Origin of the sequence: Kitasatospora phosalacinea, assembly GCF_000716545.1 — a bacterium.
In the GTDB taxonomy this organism is placed as follows: domain Bacteria; phylum Actinomycetota; class Actinomycetes; order Streptomycetales; family Streptomycetaceae; genus Kitasatospora; species Kitasatospora phosalacinea.
In genome coordinates this window covers 1-15,011 of the sequence record NZ_JNWZ01000103.1, presented here as the reverse complement: position 1 = coordinate 15,011, position 15,011 = coordinate 1, and the positions used below count along the sequence as shown (strand labels likewise).

The 15,011-nt window shown below is 70.1% G+C and carries 10 protein-coding genes; 5 read left to right on the top strand and 5 right to left on the bottom strand.

What is annotated here, in order from left to right:
• The first annotated feature begins 340 nt into the window (after positions 1–340).
• From OO48_RS32575 to OO48_RS32565, 3 genes are all read left to right on the top strand, one after another.
• Positions 341–3,340, top strand: coding sequence for a Helicase associated domain protein (locus tag OO48_RS32575; protein ID WP_081952556.1), 3,000 nt, complete (start codon positions 341–343; stop codon positions 3,338–3,340).
• Positions 3,337–3,576, top strand: a complete 240-nt coding sequence (locus OO48_RS32570) for a hypothetical protein (RefSeq protein ID WP_033222928.1) — start codon at positions 3,337–3,339, stop codon at positions 3,574–3,576. The genes OO48_RS32575 and OO48_RS32570 overlap by 4 nt, the downstream gene beginning before the upstream one ends.
• Positions 3,577–3,816: 240 nt before the next feature.
• Positions 3,817–4,332 (top strand): hypothetical protein, encoded by a 516-nt coding sequence (locus OO48_RS32565; RefSeq protein ID WP_033222926.1) that lies wholly within the window; start codon positions 3,817–3,819, stop codon positions 4,330–4,332.
• Between the two features lie 11 nt (positions 4,333–4,343).
• On the opposite strand, the gene OO48_RS32560 is transcribed toward OO48_RS32565, so the two are convergent.
• Entirely contained in the window at positions 4,344–5,930 is a 1,587-nt protein-coding gene (locus OO48_RS32560) for an ISL3 family transposase (RefSeq protein ID WP_033222924.1), read from the bottom strand.
• Between the two features lie 337 nt (positions 5,931–6,267).
• Here OO48_RS32560 and OO48_RS32555 point away from each other — a divergent pair, with 337 nt between their 5' ends.
• Complete coding sequence (locus OO48_RS32555) at positions 6,268–7,821, top strand: M48 family metallopeptidase (protein ID WP_033222935.1); 1,554 nt, start codon at positions 6,268–6,270, stop codon at positions 7,819–7,821.
• A gap of 295 nt (positions 7,822–8,116) precedes the next feature.
• Here the strand turns inward: OO48_RS32555 and OO48_RS32550 are convergent, their stop codons facing one another.
• From OO48_RS32550 to OO48_RS32535, 4 genes are all read right to left on the bottom strand, one after another.
• Positions 8,117–9,049: a hypothetical protein gene (locus OO48_RS32550; RefSeq protein ID WP_033222923.1), complete on the bottom strand. Its 933-nt coding sequence runs from the start codon at positions 9,047–9,049 to the stop codon at positions 8,117–8,119.
• Positions 9,050–9,162: 113 nt separating this feature from the next.
• A complete protein-coding gene (locus tag OO48_RS32545; RefSeq protein WP_051733309.1) occupies positions 9,163–9,735 on the bottom strand; it encodes a hypothetical protein in 573 nt (190 codons plus the stop codon).
• Positions 9,732–12,281, bottom strand: coding sequence for a tyrosine-type recombinase/integrase (locus OO48_RS32540; RefSeq protein WP_033222919.1), 2,550 nt, complete (start codon positions 12,279–12,281; stop codon positions 9,732–9,734). The genes OO48_RS32545 and OO48_RS32540 overlap by 4 nt, the downstream gene beginning before the upstream one ends.
• Entirely contained in the window at positions 12,278–13,420 is a 1,143-nt protein-coding gene (locus tag OO48_RS32535; RefSeq protein ID WP_081952557.1) for a tyrosine-type recombinase/integrase, read from the bottom strand. Before OO48_RS32535 ends, OO48_RS32540 begins: the two co-directional genes overlap by 4 nt.
• Positions 13,421–13,663: 243 nt before the next feature.
• Between OO48_RS32535 and OO48_RS32530 the strand changes: the two genes are divergently transcribed.
• A partial coding sequence (locus OO48_RS32530) for a helicase associated domain-containing protein (RefSeq protein ID WP_209439588.1) occupies positions 13,664–15,011 on the top strand: 1,348 nt, incomplete at its 3' end.

The following is a 15,011-nucleotide window of genomic DNA, read 5'->3' as shown; positions in this document are numbered from 1 at the left end:
GGTCCCTACGGGCCTTCGGCCCTTCGGTTCGCCTCGCGCTCCGCGCGAGGGGGCCGCCCTTCGGGCGGCCTGGACCCGCTCCGCGTGTCCGGCACCGCGGCTTCGCCGCGGTGCGGCCCGCCGCTTCGCTCTGGGCCTGGGCGCGCCTCCGCTTCGCTCCGGCGGCCCGGATGGCTGAGGCTTGTTCAACTCGCTGGTCTGGGTTTTTGGCTGACGGAGGGGTGGCCTGCGGCCAAGCCGACTAGGGGTGAGGGGTGCCCGCCGACTGCATGTCGGACCGGCCGGGGTCGACTGGTGTCGGCGGGCACCTACCGCTCGTCTGCCCCGACTCCGGTAGATCATGCCGCCCCGTCGGACGATCAGGCAGCCTCGCATGTGCTTCACTTGTAGATGTCACCATATCCCGCCTGCATGTCTGTCCTCCCCCGAGTTTTCGCATTTTCCTGCGGGCCCGTCCGGAGCTCTACTATTGTGCTGTTCGGTCGCTTTGAATGGACCTTGTTGTCGGCCGAATTTCTCTTCGAGTTTCGCCCGGCCGCGTGCATCAAAACTGACTGCGAGGTTTCCCCGCGTGAGCGTGGATGCCGTTTCGAGAAAGGGCAGGGATCGGGACGTGGGAACTTCCGCGACGGTGGCGGGGCGTCAGGGGCGGGTCCGGGGTATCCGGCTGAGGCCGCACCAGGAGGAAGCGGTGGAGGCCATCGTGCGGGCGCTGACACCCCGTCCGAACCGGGTGGTCCCGGCGGGTCTGCGGGCCACGGTGCAGCTCGCCACCGGCACCGGCAAGTCCTTCGTGGGGGCGGTGGCGGCGCAGCGGTTGGCGCCGCGGGGTGTGGTGATGGTGGTGGTGCCGACGCTGGATCTGCTGACGCAGATGCGGGCGTCGTGGGTGGAGGCCGGCCGGGCGGGTGAGGCGTTGGCGGTGTGCTCGCTGGTTCAGGACGAGTTGCCGGAGGGGATGCCGGGGACGACGCATCCGCTGGTCATCGCGTCGTGGATCGATCGGGCGGCGGTCTCCGGGAAGCCGCTGACGCTGTACTCGACGTACGCGGCGGCTGGGTCCGTGGAGGGTGCCTACGCGGCTTGGAGGCAGGAGGAGGGGCGGGAGCTGGCCTCGCTGGACCTGATGGTCTGTGACGAGGCGCACCGGTCCTCAGGCAGCGCCGAGAAGGCGTGGACCGTGGTTCACGACCAGAGCGCGATTCCCTCGGCGCGGCGGCTCTACATGACGGCGACGCCGCGGATTTGGATGCCGCCGAAGCGCCGTCGGCGGGATGAGGAGGAGGGCCAGGAGGTTGGTCGGGACGGCGGCCAGGTGGGCGGTCAGGGCCGTCGCGGGGTGTGGCAGCCGCTGCCGGAGGAGCTGGCTGTTTCCATGGATGACCAGGCGATTTACGGGCCGCAGGTGTACACGCTAGGGCTGGCAGAAAGTGTGGATCGGGGGCTGCTGGCGCCGTTTGAGATTGTGGTGCTGGAGCTGCGGGACCCGGAGACGGACACGGAGGTTGCGGCCGCGCAGCCGGTGCCGTGGGGTGCCGGGGCCGGGGAGGCGGAGGACGGGTCCGAGGACCGGGTGCCGGTGGCGCGGGTCGCGGCGATGCAGGCCGGGCTGCTCAAGGTCGCTGCCGAGCACCAGCTCCGGCGGACCATCACCTTCCACCCGCGGACCCTGGAGGCCCGCTACTTCGCCGAGACGCTGAACCAGACGGTGGAGAAGTTGCACGTCGAGGACCCGTCCGAATTTCCGGATGAGGTGTGGTCGCAGTGGCTGTCCGGTGAGCACCCGGCGGATTACCGCCGCTACATCCTCGGGGACTTCGGGCGCACCGAGGAGGACGACGGTCTGGCCTATCGCGTGCTCGCGAATTGCCGTGTTCTAGGGGAGGGTGTGGACTGCCCGGGAGCTGACTCCATTCTTCTTCAGGGTCGTGGAAGCATGGTCGATATCGTCCAGGCCATAGGGCGTGCCCTCCGGATGAAGCCCGGTGAGGGGAAAGTGGCGCGCATTGTCGTGCCGGTTTTTCTCCGCGCCGGGGAGCAGCCCGGTGACATTATGGAGTCGGATTCGTATGGTCCGTTGATCAAGGTGTTGACTGCTATCCGTTCGCATGATGCCCGGCTTGTGGAGGCGTTGGCGGTGCCGCAGCGTAGCGGGCGGAGGACCACCGGCGCGCGGGCGGAACTCGTTGGGGCGCCTGGTGAAGGCGGAGGTGAGGAGGAGCCGTCGGGGGCGTTCGTGCTGCCGGTGCGGTTCCAGTCCAAGGTGAGTCAGACCGCGCTGGCGCTGTTCGTTGCGACGCAGGTTTTCCGGTCCGAGAGTGTGTATTGGAAGGAGGGAATGGAGCACTGCCGGAAGTGGGTCGAGGAGCACGGTTCGCTTGACGTTCCGTACAACGCGATGGTGGGCGTGAACGGGAATTTCCCGCTCGGCAAGTGGCTGTCAGACCGGCGTCACGAGCGCTCGACGGGCGACATGCCCGCCTACCGTGTCATCCTGCTGGATTCTCTGGGCATGATCTGGTCCGTGTCGGACGCCCGTTTCGAGGCCGGGCTGGCCTGGGCGCGGCAGTGGGCCGCGGAGCACCACGGGTCGCTGGCCGCACCGGCGCGGGCCTCCATCGGCGGGTACGCGATCGGCACCTGGCTGGTGGAGCTGCGGGCACAGGCCGAGGTGCCCGAGGGCGAGCCGGGAGCGCTGCCGGAGGCGCGCAGGCGGGCACTGGAGGCCATCGACCCCTGGTGGTGCCCGGCCTGGCCGATCACCTGGCAGCGCACCTACGCCGCCTGCAGGGCGTGGTGGCTGGCCTGCGACGGCCGCGTCGACTGGCCTGGCCTGCCGGTCGACACCAGCTTCGAGGGCGAGGCGATCGGACGATGGGTGCGGGCACAGCGCGGCGCCTGGGCGCAGCTCGCCGAGGAGCAGCGCGACTTGCTCCTGGCGCTCGGTATCGAGGAGGACCCCGAGCTGGCCGCCGAGACCGCCGCGAAGGCGGAGCGGGCGACCCGGCCGGTGCGGGCCCGCTCCGACCGCTTCGCGCAGCACCTGGAGGCCCTGCGCGCCTTCGCGGAGCGGGAGGGGCACGTGCGAGTGCCCAGGCAGCACAAGGAGCCGCTGGAGGTACCCGCCATGGCCGCAGAGGGGGCGGAGGAGGCCGGGGCCGAGGATGGTGCCGTGGAGGTCGTGCTGCTGGGCCTGGGGGCGTGGCTGTCCAACCAGCGCTCGCGCAGAGCGAAGCTCACCTTCGAGCAGCTCGTCGCGCTCGGCCGGGCCGGGGTCGAGTGGGCGGCCGAGCTGGCCCCGGTGCGGCGGGAGACCGAGGACGCGGGGGTGCGGGCGTGAGCGGCGGGTTCGGGTCGGGGTCGCACTGCGGCGGGGTGGACTGCGAGGGCGGGCACCGGCTGCCCCCGCCGTGGCCGGAGTGGCAGCGGCGGGTGCGCTCGGGCGGCCGGTGCACCGACAAGGACGACGGCCTGGCCGCCGAGGAGCGGCCACGCCTCTTCGGCCGGCGGGACGCGGACAAGCGGGCCAGGGACGCCTACCGCGACGAGTACGGGGGCCCGGCGCTGGACTGGTAGCGGCGCGGGGAGTGCAGCGGCGGGGTCGTCACCGGCTGGTGGCGGCCCCGCCGCCTTGCCGTACGGTCTCTGGCCCGGCAGGGCGCTGAACGGCCGTCAGCGGCCCATACAGGGGTGGGAGGGGCGGCTGGAGTGAGTTGCGCACTGAAGTCGCTGGCTCTGATGAGGATCTTGGAAAACGGCTCTGGCCGAAGTTTCGTGAAGCCGCCCTGGCGAGCTACATCGGGGTAGCGTGGCCGGGTGGCAAAGCTCGACTTCATCGAACGAACCTTCGTGAACTTTCGCGACCACCCCTTCCCCGATGGCAGAGGTCACGGCTTCCGCTGGGTCGATCTGAAGTCCTTCCGGTTCGCGCGAGACTGCCAGGACCCGGACTTGCTCACCGCTGTTGTCGCGCATGAGCAGTTCCGTGACGACTACGCCGGAGGCGGTGTCGACCCCGATGGCCTCCGACACGGACCGTACTGGCTCAACGTGATCAGCCCCGACGAGTACCAGCCGGTCAGCCGCGACAGGACCGCGCTAGTGTTGGAGGAGTGGGTGAAGCAGTACGGCGGTCTTCCGAACTCGCTGGAGCGCGCACTCGATGCGACGCTCCGTGCGACGGTGAACTCCGCCAGCCGTCTCTACTGCCTCCGAGACCTGGGCAGCGATGCCTTCCACGACTGGGGCGGCGTGCACGGCGAGTTCCATGAGTTCGTTGCCATCGACGACGATCGACAGGCCCTGACTCTCCTCGTTGCGGCTGATGACTGATCACGTGATCTTCATGGTCGGGTGAGGATCCGGGTCCGGAGGAGTCGGAACGAGGCCCGGCCATACATGGCTCTTTTGAGTGTTTTGACCCGGTTCACGTTGCCTTCGACCTTGCCGGAACTCCATTCGAGGGTGAGGCCGGCGGTGACGGCGGCGAGGTCCTGGCGGAGGAAGCCGGCGAACGAGCGCACCGGCGCGGGGGCGTCCTGCTCGGCCTGGTCGATCCAGTCCGGCAAGAGGGCGCCGAGGCGGTTGGTCATGAGGTCGTGGAAGCATCGGGACAGGTCGTAGGCGCGGGCGATGTCCGGGCAGGCGATCCTGACGTCCAGCAGCCTGTCCTGCTCGCGGTCGGCGAGGGTGCCGGTCGGCCGCATGATCCAGGAGGTGATCCGGCGCGGGCTGGGGATGTCGGCGCGGACGGGTTCGGCGGTGCCCTCGCGCAGGGAGGCGACGTAGCGGCGCACGGCCAGGACGCTGCCCCGGTAGCCGCGTTCGGTGATCTCGCGGAACAGTTGCTGGGCGGTGGTACACCCGGCGGTGAACCGGCTGTTCACGTAGGGCTTGAACGGGTCGAGCAGCCCCTGCTTGCTCGCGCCGAACTCCCTTGCTGAGGCGATGAGTTCATCGAGCGGGGTGGTCTTGAAGCGGCGGACGGTCTTGCGGTCGAGCCCCAGGTAGCGGGCGATCGCACTGATCATCCACTTCTGCTCCAACAGCCGGTGGACGTCCGCGTGGCGGTTGCGGGTGCGCTCGACGATCGGAGTGCGGGGCTCCTGGAGGACCGGCAGGTCGATCGCGGGCGGCTCGGGCGGCACCTCCTGCTCGGCGTGCTTGCGCAGGCAGGCGCGGTGTTGGTGGCAGGTCTTCTCGACCGCGGCGGACAGGTTCTGCAGCAGGTGCCAGCGGTCGGCGACCTCGGTCGCCTCCGGTGCGGCTTCCTTGATCGCCCGGCTGTAGGCGCTGGCACGGTCGCGGCAGACGATCTCGGCGCCAGGGTGCTCGCGCAGCCAGGCGGCGAAGGTTTCCGAGGTGCGGTCGGGCAGGACGTCGACGACGCGGCCGGTCTCGACGTCGACCAGCAGGGTGCCGTAGGTGCGGCCCCTGCGGAAGGCGAACTCGTCGACGCCGAGCACCCGCGGCGCCCGCTCGGGTACTTCGGGTGCTTCGAGCAGTCCGAGGAGCCGGGTGCGGCCGGCCGTGACGCTGAGCTTGCGGCACAGCCGTTCGCCCGCGCGGCCTCCGAGTTCGACGGCGACGGCCCGCAGCCAGTCCTTCAGCCCGGTGCTGGAGCGCAGGTGACGCTCGCTCAGTCCCCGGACCTGCTCGACGAACGTTCGCCGGCCGCACCGGAGGCGGTCGCAGAAGTACCGGCGCACGCGTAGCCGTATCAGCAACTTCCGCCCGGCCAGCGGGCGTTCGGCCACCGTGCGCCGGTACGTGGAGTGGACCCGCCGCCCTCGTATCCCGCAGTCCGGGCAGCGGACGGCCGGCCCGCACGCGGCGACCTCGACCAGTACCAGGTCCAACCCGGCGGTCACCCGCTCCAGTTCAACATCGACTCCGGGGAACAGCACGTCTTCGATCGAATCGAGAGCCACCTGAAGGTCATCCCGCAGCGAAACGATCCTGCATTCACGCCGATGACCTGGTCTTTCACGGAACTCCGGTCAGAGCCTGGAAAACGGCCAGGCCTGCTCGCGTCTCCTCACATGCTCTGGTGTTCAACTGAGTGGGGAGTTTGGGTGAGCATCGAAGTACCGGCCCTTGGCTCCTTCTCGACGCGGCGTTCCGCCCGGGCTGGAGCTGGCGCGGATCGTAGCGGCCCGCCATGGAGTGGGGCAGGGGGTGCTTGGGAGGGCTCCTGAGCTGGGCGGTAGGCTCCGCGCGATCATCGTCGGCCCGCGCGGACCGACCGAGTTGTGCGGGGGTTGTTCGATGACGTTCCGATGGCGTGCCCTGCGGGCGGTGGTGCTGCTGGCCGGCTTCCACCTGATGGGTGCGGGTCTGCTGGCGGCGATGGCCGTACTCGACTGGCTGCTGGTGACGCGGCTGCTCACCGAGCAGGCGGCCTGGTTCGAGGGGACCGTGCTGGCCGTCACCGTTTTCCTGGCGGTGGCGATCGTCCGGGGCATGCTCGCCTCGTTGCGCGCCGGACGGCTCGGCCCGGCGACGGGGGCCGTGGCGATCACGTCGCAGGAGCAGCCGCAGCTGTGGGAGGAGGTCCGTGCTGCCGCCCGGGCAGCGGGGGAACGTGCGCCGGAGGAGCTGTTCCTGGTCGCGGAGGTCAATGCGGGCGTCGCCGAGCAGAGCCGCCTGTTGGGGCTGCTGCCCGGACGGCGCCGGATGTCCCTGGGGCTGCCGCTGCTGGCCGGGCTGAGCGTCCCGCAACTGCGCGCTGTCCTCGCGCACGAGTTCGGCCACTTCAGCCAGGGGGACACCCGGCTCGGCGGCCTCACGATGCGCGGCCGGGCGGCGGTCGTGCACACCGTCCGGGCGTTCGAGGCCGGCGGCACCTGGCTGCACCACCCGGTGGGCCGCCTGTATGCGGCGTACGCCCGGATGTTCCTGCGGGCTTCGCAGTCCATCGCCCGTCAGCAGGAGCTCGTGGCCGACCAGGTGGCCGTCCGGCACGCCGGCCGCGAGGCGACGGCCGCCGCGCTGCGCGCCACCTCGGTGCTCGAAGCCGCACACCGCCACTACCTGGCAATGTACGCCGCCCTGGGCGAGCCGCTGGGGGCGTTGCCGCCGGTGGGCGAGGTGGACGGCGGCTTCCGCCGCCTGCTCGCCGCCCGGACCGCGGAACAACTCGCCCAGCTCGCCACCGAAAGCCGCCCACCGCGCCCGCACCCGTACGACTCCCACCCGCCGACCGCGCAGCGGATCGCCCTGATCGAAGCGCTGCCACCTGGCGGCGGCGACCGGCCGGACGGGCCAGGGGCGCTGAGCCTGCTGCGCGAGCCGGACCAGCTGTTCGTAGCCCTGGAGGCGCGCACCCTGCCACCGCAGGCCTCGTCGATGCGGCGAATCAGCTGGGACGATCTGGTCCTGGCCCGAGCGGTCGCCGACGCCGAGGGCTGGTCCCGCCCCCTGCGCCTCGCGATGGCCAGGACGCTGCGCTCCTCGGAGCCGGATGGCGAACTGCCCGGGCTAGAGGAGGTACTCGACGCCTTCGACCGTGGTCTGCTGTGGCCGGAGGTGGCCGACCGGATGCCCAAGCCGCCCCAAGCGGCGCGGCTGACCGGGCAATCGGCCCGCAACTTCCTCCGGCCCAGGATCTTCGACGCGCTCGCGGGCCTGGTCCACCTCCGCCTCGTCGCCCTCGGACAGGCCAGGGCGGACATCGCGTGGGCGGGACGGCCCGGGCTCGCGCTTCCCAAGATGTGGGAGGAAGGCATGGACGACGCCCTCGACGCCGCCACCGCCGACACGCCCGACACCGCACCCCTGCGAGCCCTGCTCGCCTCGCGCACTCCTGCGGCTTCCGCATGACGGTGCCGGTGACTCCAGCGGATGCGAGGCCCTCTCCCTAACGACTTCCGTCCGCAGGCCGACGCTACAGGGTGGGGAATCGCGCGAGCAGGTCCGAGGAACACCCAAGCGCGGGGTGGGGAAATCCGGGGAGCCCCATCAGCTCCGAGACGCGGCGAGAGAGTTCGGAAGGCCGACACCTTGGTGGGTGGCGGCCTTCGTCGTTCCTGGCAGGGATGCTGGCGGATGGGTCACCGAGCAGCGGAGTTGGTCAGGAGTGTGGTCAGCTCTCGTGGCAATTGGTTGTCCTGGGTCGTCAGCCGCCCGGGGTGATGGCGGCCTGGACGGTGGTGGAGAGGGTCTGGGCGAGGGCGCCGCTGACCGCCGGGGAGTTGAGGATGTCCAGGATTGCGGCTCCCCAGCGCCGGAGTCGTCCCGGGTCGGGATTGTCTGCGGACGCTTCGTTCTCGATCCGGGTTGCGATGTCGGTGAACTCTTCGGCATCGCCTTCCGGCAGGCCGAGAACGGGAGCCGCCTGGCGTAGGGACCTGGCGAGGAGGACCAGCTCGCTGGGGTTGATGCCCTGGTTGGTGGTGGCGGTTTGGGTGACTTCGCGACTGTTGGCCGCGATGTTGCCTGTGTTGGTGCCGATGTGGAAGTTGGTGTTGCTGGCACCGTTGTTTCGGCGCTCGTAGGCGGCGAGGTCGGCTTCGTAGTTCTCCACGCAATCTTCTCCTTCGACGGTGATCTCGGCGCGCAGGGGTCCCGCCATCCCCATGGCTCGGGATGTTCCCTTGATCAGGCCTTTGGCCTGGAGGTGGCCGGCGGCCCGGTCGATTTCGGTGTCCGCGAGCTGGATGCCTTCGAAGAGCGACTGCGGTGCCTCCAGAACACCCGCCACGGTCGGCATGTGAGTGCCCTCGTGTTTACGGTGCCAGAGCCAGGTCAGCAGTCCGCGGCGTGCTGCTGCAGCACGTGCAGCTGGGTCGTCCCGTCGACGTCGGCGCTCCTCAACCCACGCGGTCCCGGTCTGCGTGATGTTGGCCGTTGCTTGCCCCATGGTCGTGAAGCGATCGTCCAGCAGGCCGACGTCTTTGCAGTGCCGGAGAAGTTGGAAGGACTCCGTCAGGTCCAGGCCGTGCTGTTCGGCGAACGGTTCGAGGTTGACGTCGCCCAGCGGATTGTCGTCGGAGTGGTCGTAGACCCACTCTATGAACTGGTCTTGAAGGGCTCTGAGGCTGCTGTTCACGGGCGTTCCTCCGTACCGGGGTTCTCAGGAGGGTACGCGCTGGAACCGACAATCAAGCTGCCTACGCGCCGAGTTGGGCGCAGGCCGGCTCGCTGTTCTTGCCGGAGACGGGGTCAGTTACTCAGGTTCTCGTTGCGGATCATGCGTCGGAGGCTGGTGCGGGCGGCGATCAGGTCGTCTTCGAGGGTGGTGATGCGTTCTTGGAGGGCGGTGTTGTGAGTGGTTGCTTGCTGGAGTTGGTCGGCGAGTTGGTGGTTGTGGTGGGTGAGTTCGTCGACGCGGGCGATGAGGTCGTGGGTGCCGAGGGCGTCGAGTTGGCGTCCGAGTTGGTGGCGTACGGCGGTTTGGGCCTGGTCGCGTTCTTGGCGTAGGTGCTTGATCTCCTGGCGGGCGAGTTCGAGTTCGGTACGCAGGGTGGCGTCGTTGGAGGGGGTGGGGGTGGCTGCTGACCGGGTGGGGGTCGAGGTGGTGGCTTGGCGTTGTTGGGCGGCTTGGATGTGGGGGCGGATGGGGTCGGTGTAGGTGAGCCAGGTGGAGACGCCGGCGGTGCGGGCGACGGTGGTGTGGGTGACGGGGTGGTTGTCGCGTTCGAGGGTGGTGATGGCGTCGAGGGCGCGTTGGCGTTTGTCGGCGCTGATGCGGGCGCGGGCTTGGGCGAGGGGGGCGGGGTTGCCGTGGGGGTTCACTGGGGTCCGGTGGGGGTGCGGTTGACGACGGTGAGGGGCAGGAGTTGGTGGGGGGTGCCTGCGCGGGCGCGGCGTAGGACGGTGCTGGCTTCTTCGAGTTCGGCGCGTTCGTGGGCGGGCATGGCGGCGAGGTAGCGGTTCATGCGGGTGACGACTTGTTCGAAAGCGGTGATCTGGGCGGTGATGGCGGTGATGACGAAGTCGGCGGCGTCCATCGCCTGGGCGGTTTCGCGGTCGGCGCGCAGTTCGTTGATGTGCTGTTCGATGGCGGGCAGGTAGGAGGGGTCGGGGCGGTAGAAGCCGCAGCCGGCGCACTGGAAGCGGATGGGGCAGGAGCTGCCGCCGGCTTTGACGTTGCTGGGTTCGGTGCAGCCGCCGTAGGGGACGGCGACCTGGCGCAGTTCGTAGGCGGTGGTGGAGGTGGGGGCTGGGTGTCCGTTGCGGTCGATGACGTGGGCGCTGAGGGTGGTGACGGCGGCTTGCTTTCGTTTGAGGGAGACCTGGTAGTAGCGCTGGGTCATGGCGATGGATTTGTGGTCCATGAGTTCGCGCAGGACGTCGACGGGGGTGCCTGCGTCTGCGTGGCGTTGGGCGTAGGAGTGGCGGAAGGCGTAGGGGTAGATGAGGGTGCGGTCGAAGGGCAGGGGGTTGCCGTGGGCGTCGACGCCTTCGGCGTCGAGTCGGGGGATGGAGGCGATCCATAGGCGCAGGGTCTCGCTGATGTAGCTGGAGGAGAGGTGGCCGGCCGCGCTCTGGTCGGTGAGGGCGGGGAAGAGGAAGCGGTCGCCGGAGGCGGGCAGGTCGAGGTGGTGGCGGCGTTCTTGCCATTCGCGGATGGCCTGGGCGGTGGCGGCGGTGATGGGCAGGCGTCGGCGGTGGCGGCGGCGTTTGTGGTTGTCCCAGATTAGGGAGGTCTGGCCGCGGTCGGTCTCCAGGCAGTCGCGCGCGAGTGAGGCGATTTCCAGGGGCCTGCGTCCGGTGTCGCGCAGGACGGTGTAGACGGTGCGGTAGAGGAGGTGGAGGTCGGCTTCGGGGATGTCGCGGCGGCCTCTGACGTCGCCGTGGCCGAGGGTGTCGAGGTGGGCGTCGAGCTGGCTGATGACCGACTCGGGGATGGCCTTGCCGATCTCTTCCTCGTTGTCGTCGTCGCGTCCGACGGTGTGGTGGACCGCGTCGCGGCTGAAGGTGCCGGCGAGGTCGTCGAGCACGTCGGCGCGGCGCCCGTAGTCGATGAGTTGGAAGAAGCGGCCGGTGAGGGCGTTGCGGTGGGCGGTGCTGTAGGGGTTTCCGTCGAGTTTGAGGGCGGTGCGGAAGGCGTCGACGACGGCGCTGACGTCGGCGAAGCGCAGGGTGGTGGGGTCGTTTCCGGTGCCTGGCCGCTGGGCCAGTGCGCGGGAGGCGAGGGTGGTGGCGCGCAGGGTGCGGGTGAAGTCGTCGGTGCGGGGGCGTTCGGTGGTTGCCCAGAACCTCAGGAGGCGGCGCAGCCAGGGCTGGTGGATGTGTTCGGTGAGGTCGAGGGTGGAGCCGAGTTGGCGGGGTGCTTGGCCGCTGACGGCGCGCAGGCCGATGCGGCGCAGGTCGAGGATGTCCTCGTTGGGGGTGCCGGTGAACTCTTCGAAGGCGGAGCGCAGGGCTTCGTGGACTGCCTTGAGGGTGCGGCGGTAGGCGGCGTCCTTGGGCGCGGAGAGGGTGCGGGGTTCGTCGGAGAGCAGGGTGGGAGCGTCGGTGTGGTCGCGGACCAGGCTGCGGACACTGCTCGGGTTCAGGGCGCGGGCCCACTGGTCGTGCTGCTGCAGGGCGTAGAGGACTTCTCGGCGCACCAGGTCGGCCAGCGGTACCAGGCTGAACTGGTGGGCGGCGGTGTAGGGGGCTTGGTGGCGGGCCCATTGGGTGGCCGGTGTGGGGGTGGTGCGGTTGTCGCGGTTCCACAGCCGGGAGTGGAAGCCGCACAGCCCGGCGGTGGTGAAGGCCGGGCTGGGGCAGGCGGGGACCAGGCAGGGGAGCTCGTCGGTGAAGGGGATGGCGATGTGGCTCCGCCAGCGTTCCTCGTTGCCGCGGCGCTGGTGGTAGTGCCAGGTGGCGTAGTGGTTGGAGCACAGGTCGCGGCAGTGCTTGGGGCGCACGCACCGGATGCCGTCGCGGGTGACCGCGCAGCGGGCGGTCGCCAGACCGCGGGGGGCTTTGCCGCGCTGGGGCACGTAGGTGGTGGCGAATTCCTCGGCGGTGAGGCCGGATGCCTTGAGGCGGTCGGTGCACATCGCGCAGAAGATGTTGCGCGCGTTGACGATCATGTCGCAGGCGGCCGTACGGCAGGTGGAGGCGCTGGTGCGGGGATCGTCGAGGCGTCCCGTGAACAGCCAGTGTTCCGGGTCCCACTCCCCCGTCCGCCAGGCCGGGTCGGTGTGCTCGGTGAGCCAGTGGCTCCAGGCCTGCGGGTCGGCGCCGCCCGGCAGCAGGATGCGGCCGGAGCCGGGCTCCGGTTGCGGTGGCGTGTCGGGCTGGGCGGGCAGCAGGAACAGTTGCTCGGCGGCGGGACGGGCGGTCATCGAGTCCTCCGGAGGGCTTCGAGGCGGTCGACTGCGGCGCGGGTCTCGGTGTCGTCGACGTGCCGGTAGCGGTCCATCGACAGCGGTGAGACGTGGCCGAGGAGGTACTGCACGACATCGCGGTCCGTCCCCTCGCGCAGCCAGGCCGTCGCGGCCGAGTGGCGCAGCATGTGCGGGCGCGCGGGGTGGCGGGCGGCGCGGGCGAGGCGGTCGAACATGTCCTTGGTGTTCGGGTAGGACATCGCGCGGCCCAGGGGCGGGCGGAACAGGTTCACGAACACCATGTCGCCGCCCGTGGCTTCGGGGACGGCGTCGCGCTCGTGGCGGTAGTCGGTGTAGAGGGCGACCAGGTCGGGGGTGACGGGGATGGTGCGTGACTTGCGGGCCTTGGCCAGGGCTCGGTTCGGGTTGTCGGTGCGGCGGTGAACGTGGATGTGGGGGCCTTCGGTGTTGCAGCCCAGCGCCCGTGAAGAGGCGAGCAGGTGCATGTCCTGGCGCCGCAGGCCCAGTGCTTCGCCGATCCGCACCCCGGTACAGGCGAGCAGCGCGACAAGGAACCGGTCCCTGGCCCGCGGTGCGAGGGCGATCATGCGGGCGATCTGATCAGGGGTCAGGTCCTCGTAGCCGGGCTCGGTGACCCGAAACCGGAACGCCGCCGCGTCCACGGTGCGGAACTGGTCCCGCTCCCCCGTGTCGTAGCCAGCCGGGACGTGGACCAGGTACTTGGGCTGCGCGAGCAAGCCCGCCACGTGGGAGGCTATCCAGCCGTTCGCCACACAGAACCGCAGGAACGCGGCGACGGCCGTCATCACCGCGTTCGCGGTGTTGTGCGACCGGAACACCGGCTTGCCCTGCCGCAGAACGTGGCCGCGGGCCGGCAGCGGCTCGGTCACCAGCCACCGCTGGAAACCCGACAGCGACAAGAACGTCGGCGCCTGCCAGTCCAACCCGCCCCGCACGCAGTGATTCAGGTAAAGCGCGATACGGCCCGCGTAGGCACGCTCGGTGTTCGGCGACAGCCCGCGGGAGCGCAGCGAGGCGATGAACGCCGTCGCCTCCACCTGCAACTCCAGCGTGCGGCTGTCGGCGACCACCCAGCGCACCTCACCGGAAGCCGGATCGACCGCCCGCTCGGCCATGAACCCTGGACCCATGCCCCGGACCCTGCCAGAACTCCCCCGCGCAGAAAGAGCGTTGACCCGGTCCTTCATCCCTCAAGGTGACATCCACACCAAACGTCACCCACACACAACCCCGAGGGACTACAGGCCCACATCACCCCAGTTCAGCCCCACACCAAACGTCCCTCACCCCGACACCACCTCCAGATAATGTCGATGCCGGGGGTGGATTCTATTCTGCTCCAGGGGCGGGGAAGCATGGTGGATATCGTCCAGGCCATAGGGCGTGCCCTTCGGATGAAGCCGGGTGAGGGGAAGGTGGCGCGTATTGTCGTGCCGGTTTTTCTTCGCAAGGGTGAGGAGCCTGGGGACATTATGGAGTCGGATTCCTATGGTCCGCTCATTCGAGTATTGACCGCTATTCGCAGCCATGATGCCCGGCTTCTGGAGGCGTTGGCGGTGCCGCAGCGCAGCGGGCGGCGGACCACCGGCGCGCGGGCGGAACTCGTTGGGGCACCTGGTGAGGGCGGCGAGGCGGCGGCGGGGGCGTTCACGCTGCCGGTGCGCTTCCAGTCCAAGGTGAGTCAGGCCGCGTTGGCGCTGTTCGTCTCGACGCAGGTTTTCCGGTCGGAGAGCGTGTATTGGAAGGAGGGCATGCAGCACTGCGCGCAGTGGGTGGAGGAACACGGCTCGCTCGATGTCCCGTATAACGCGATGGTGGGCAAGAACGGTAACTTTCCGCTCGGCAAGTGGCTCTCCGACCGGCGTCACGAGCGCTCCACGGGCGACATGGCTGCCTACCGTGTCGTGCTGCTGGATTCTCTGGGCATGATCTGGTCGGTCTCCGACGCCCGGTTCGAGGCCGGCCTCGCCTGGGCGCGGCAGTGGGCCGCCGAGCACCACGGGTCGCTGGCCGCGCCGTCGCGGGCGTCCATCGGGGGGTATGCGATCGGCACCTGGCTGGTGGAGCTGCGGGCGCAGGCGGAGGTGCCGGGCGGGCAACCGGGGGCGCTGCCGCAGGCGCGCAGGGTCGCGTTGGAGTCAATCGATCCGTGGTGGTGCCCGGCTTGGCCGATCACCTGGCAGCGCTCGTACGCGGCCTGCAGGGCGTGGTGGCTGGCGTGCGAGGGCCGGGTCGATTGGCCCGGCCTGCCGGTTGAGACGGCTTTCGAGGGGGAGGCGATCGGGCGCTGGGTGCGGGTGCAGCGCGGCGCCTGGGCGGGCCTGGCCGAGGAGCAGCAGGAGTTGCTCTTGGCGCTCGGGATGGAGGAGGACCCCGAGCTCGCGGCCGAGGCGGCGGCGAAGGTGGAGAAGGCGACCCGGCCGGTGAAGGGGCGGGTGGATCGCTTCGCGCAGCACCTGGAGGCCCTGCACGCCTTCGCGCGGCGTGAGGGGCACGTGCGGGTGCCCAGGCAGCACAAGGAACCGCTGGAGGCTGCCGAGGGCTCCGGGGAGACGGTGCTGCTGGGCCTGGGGGCCTGGCTGTCCAACCAGCGCTCCCGCCGGGCGAAGCTCACCTTCGAGCAGCTCGTCGCGCTCGGCCGGGCCGGGGTCGACTGGGCCGCCGAACTCGCCCCGGTGCGCCGGGAGATGGAGGAGGCGGCGCGGT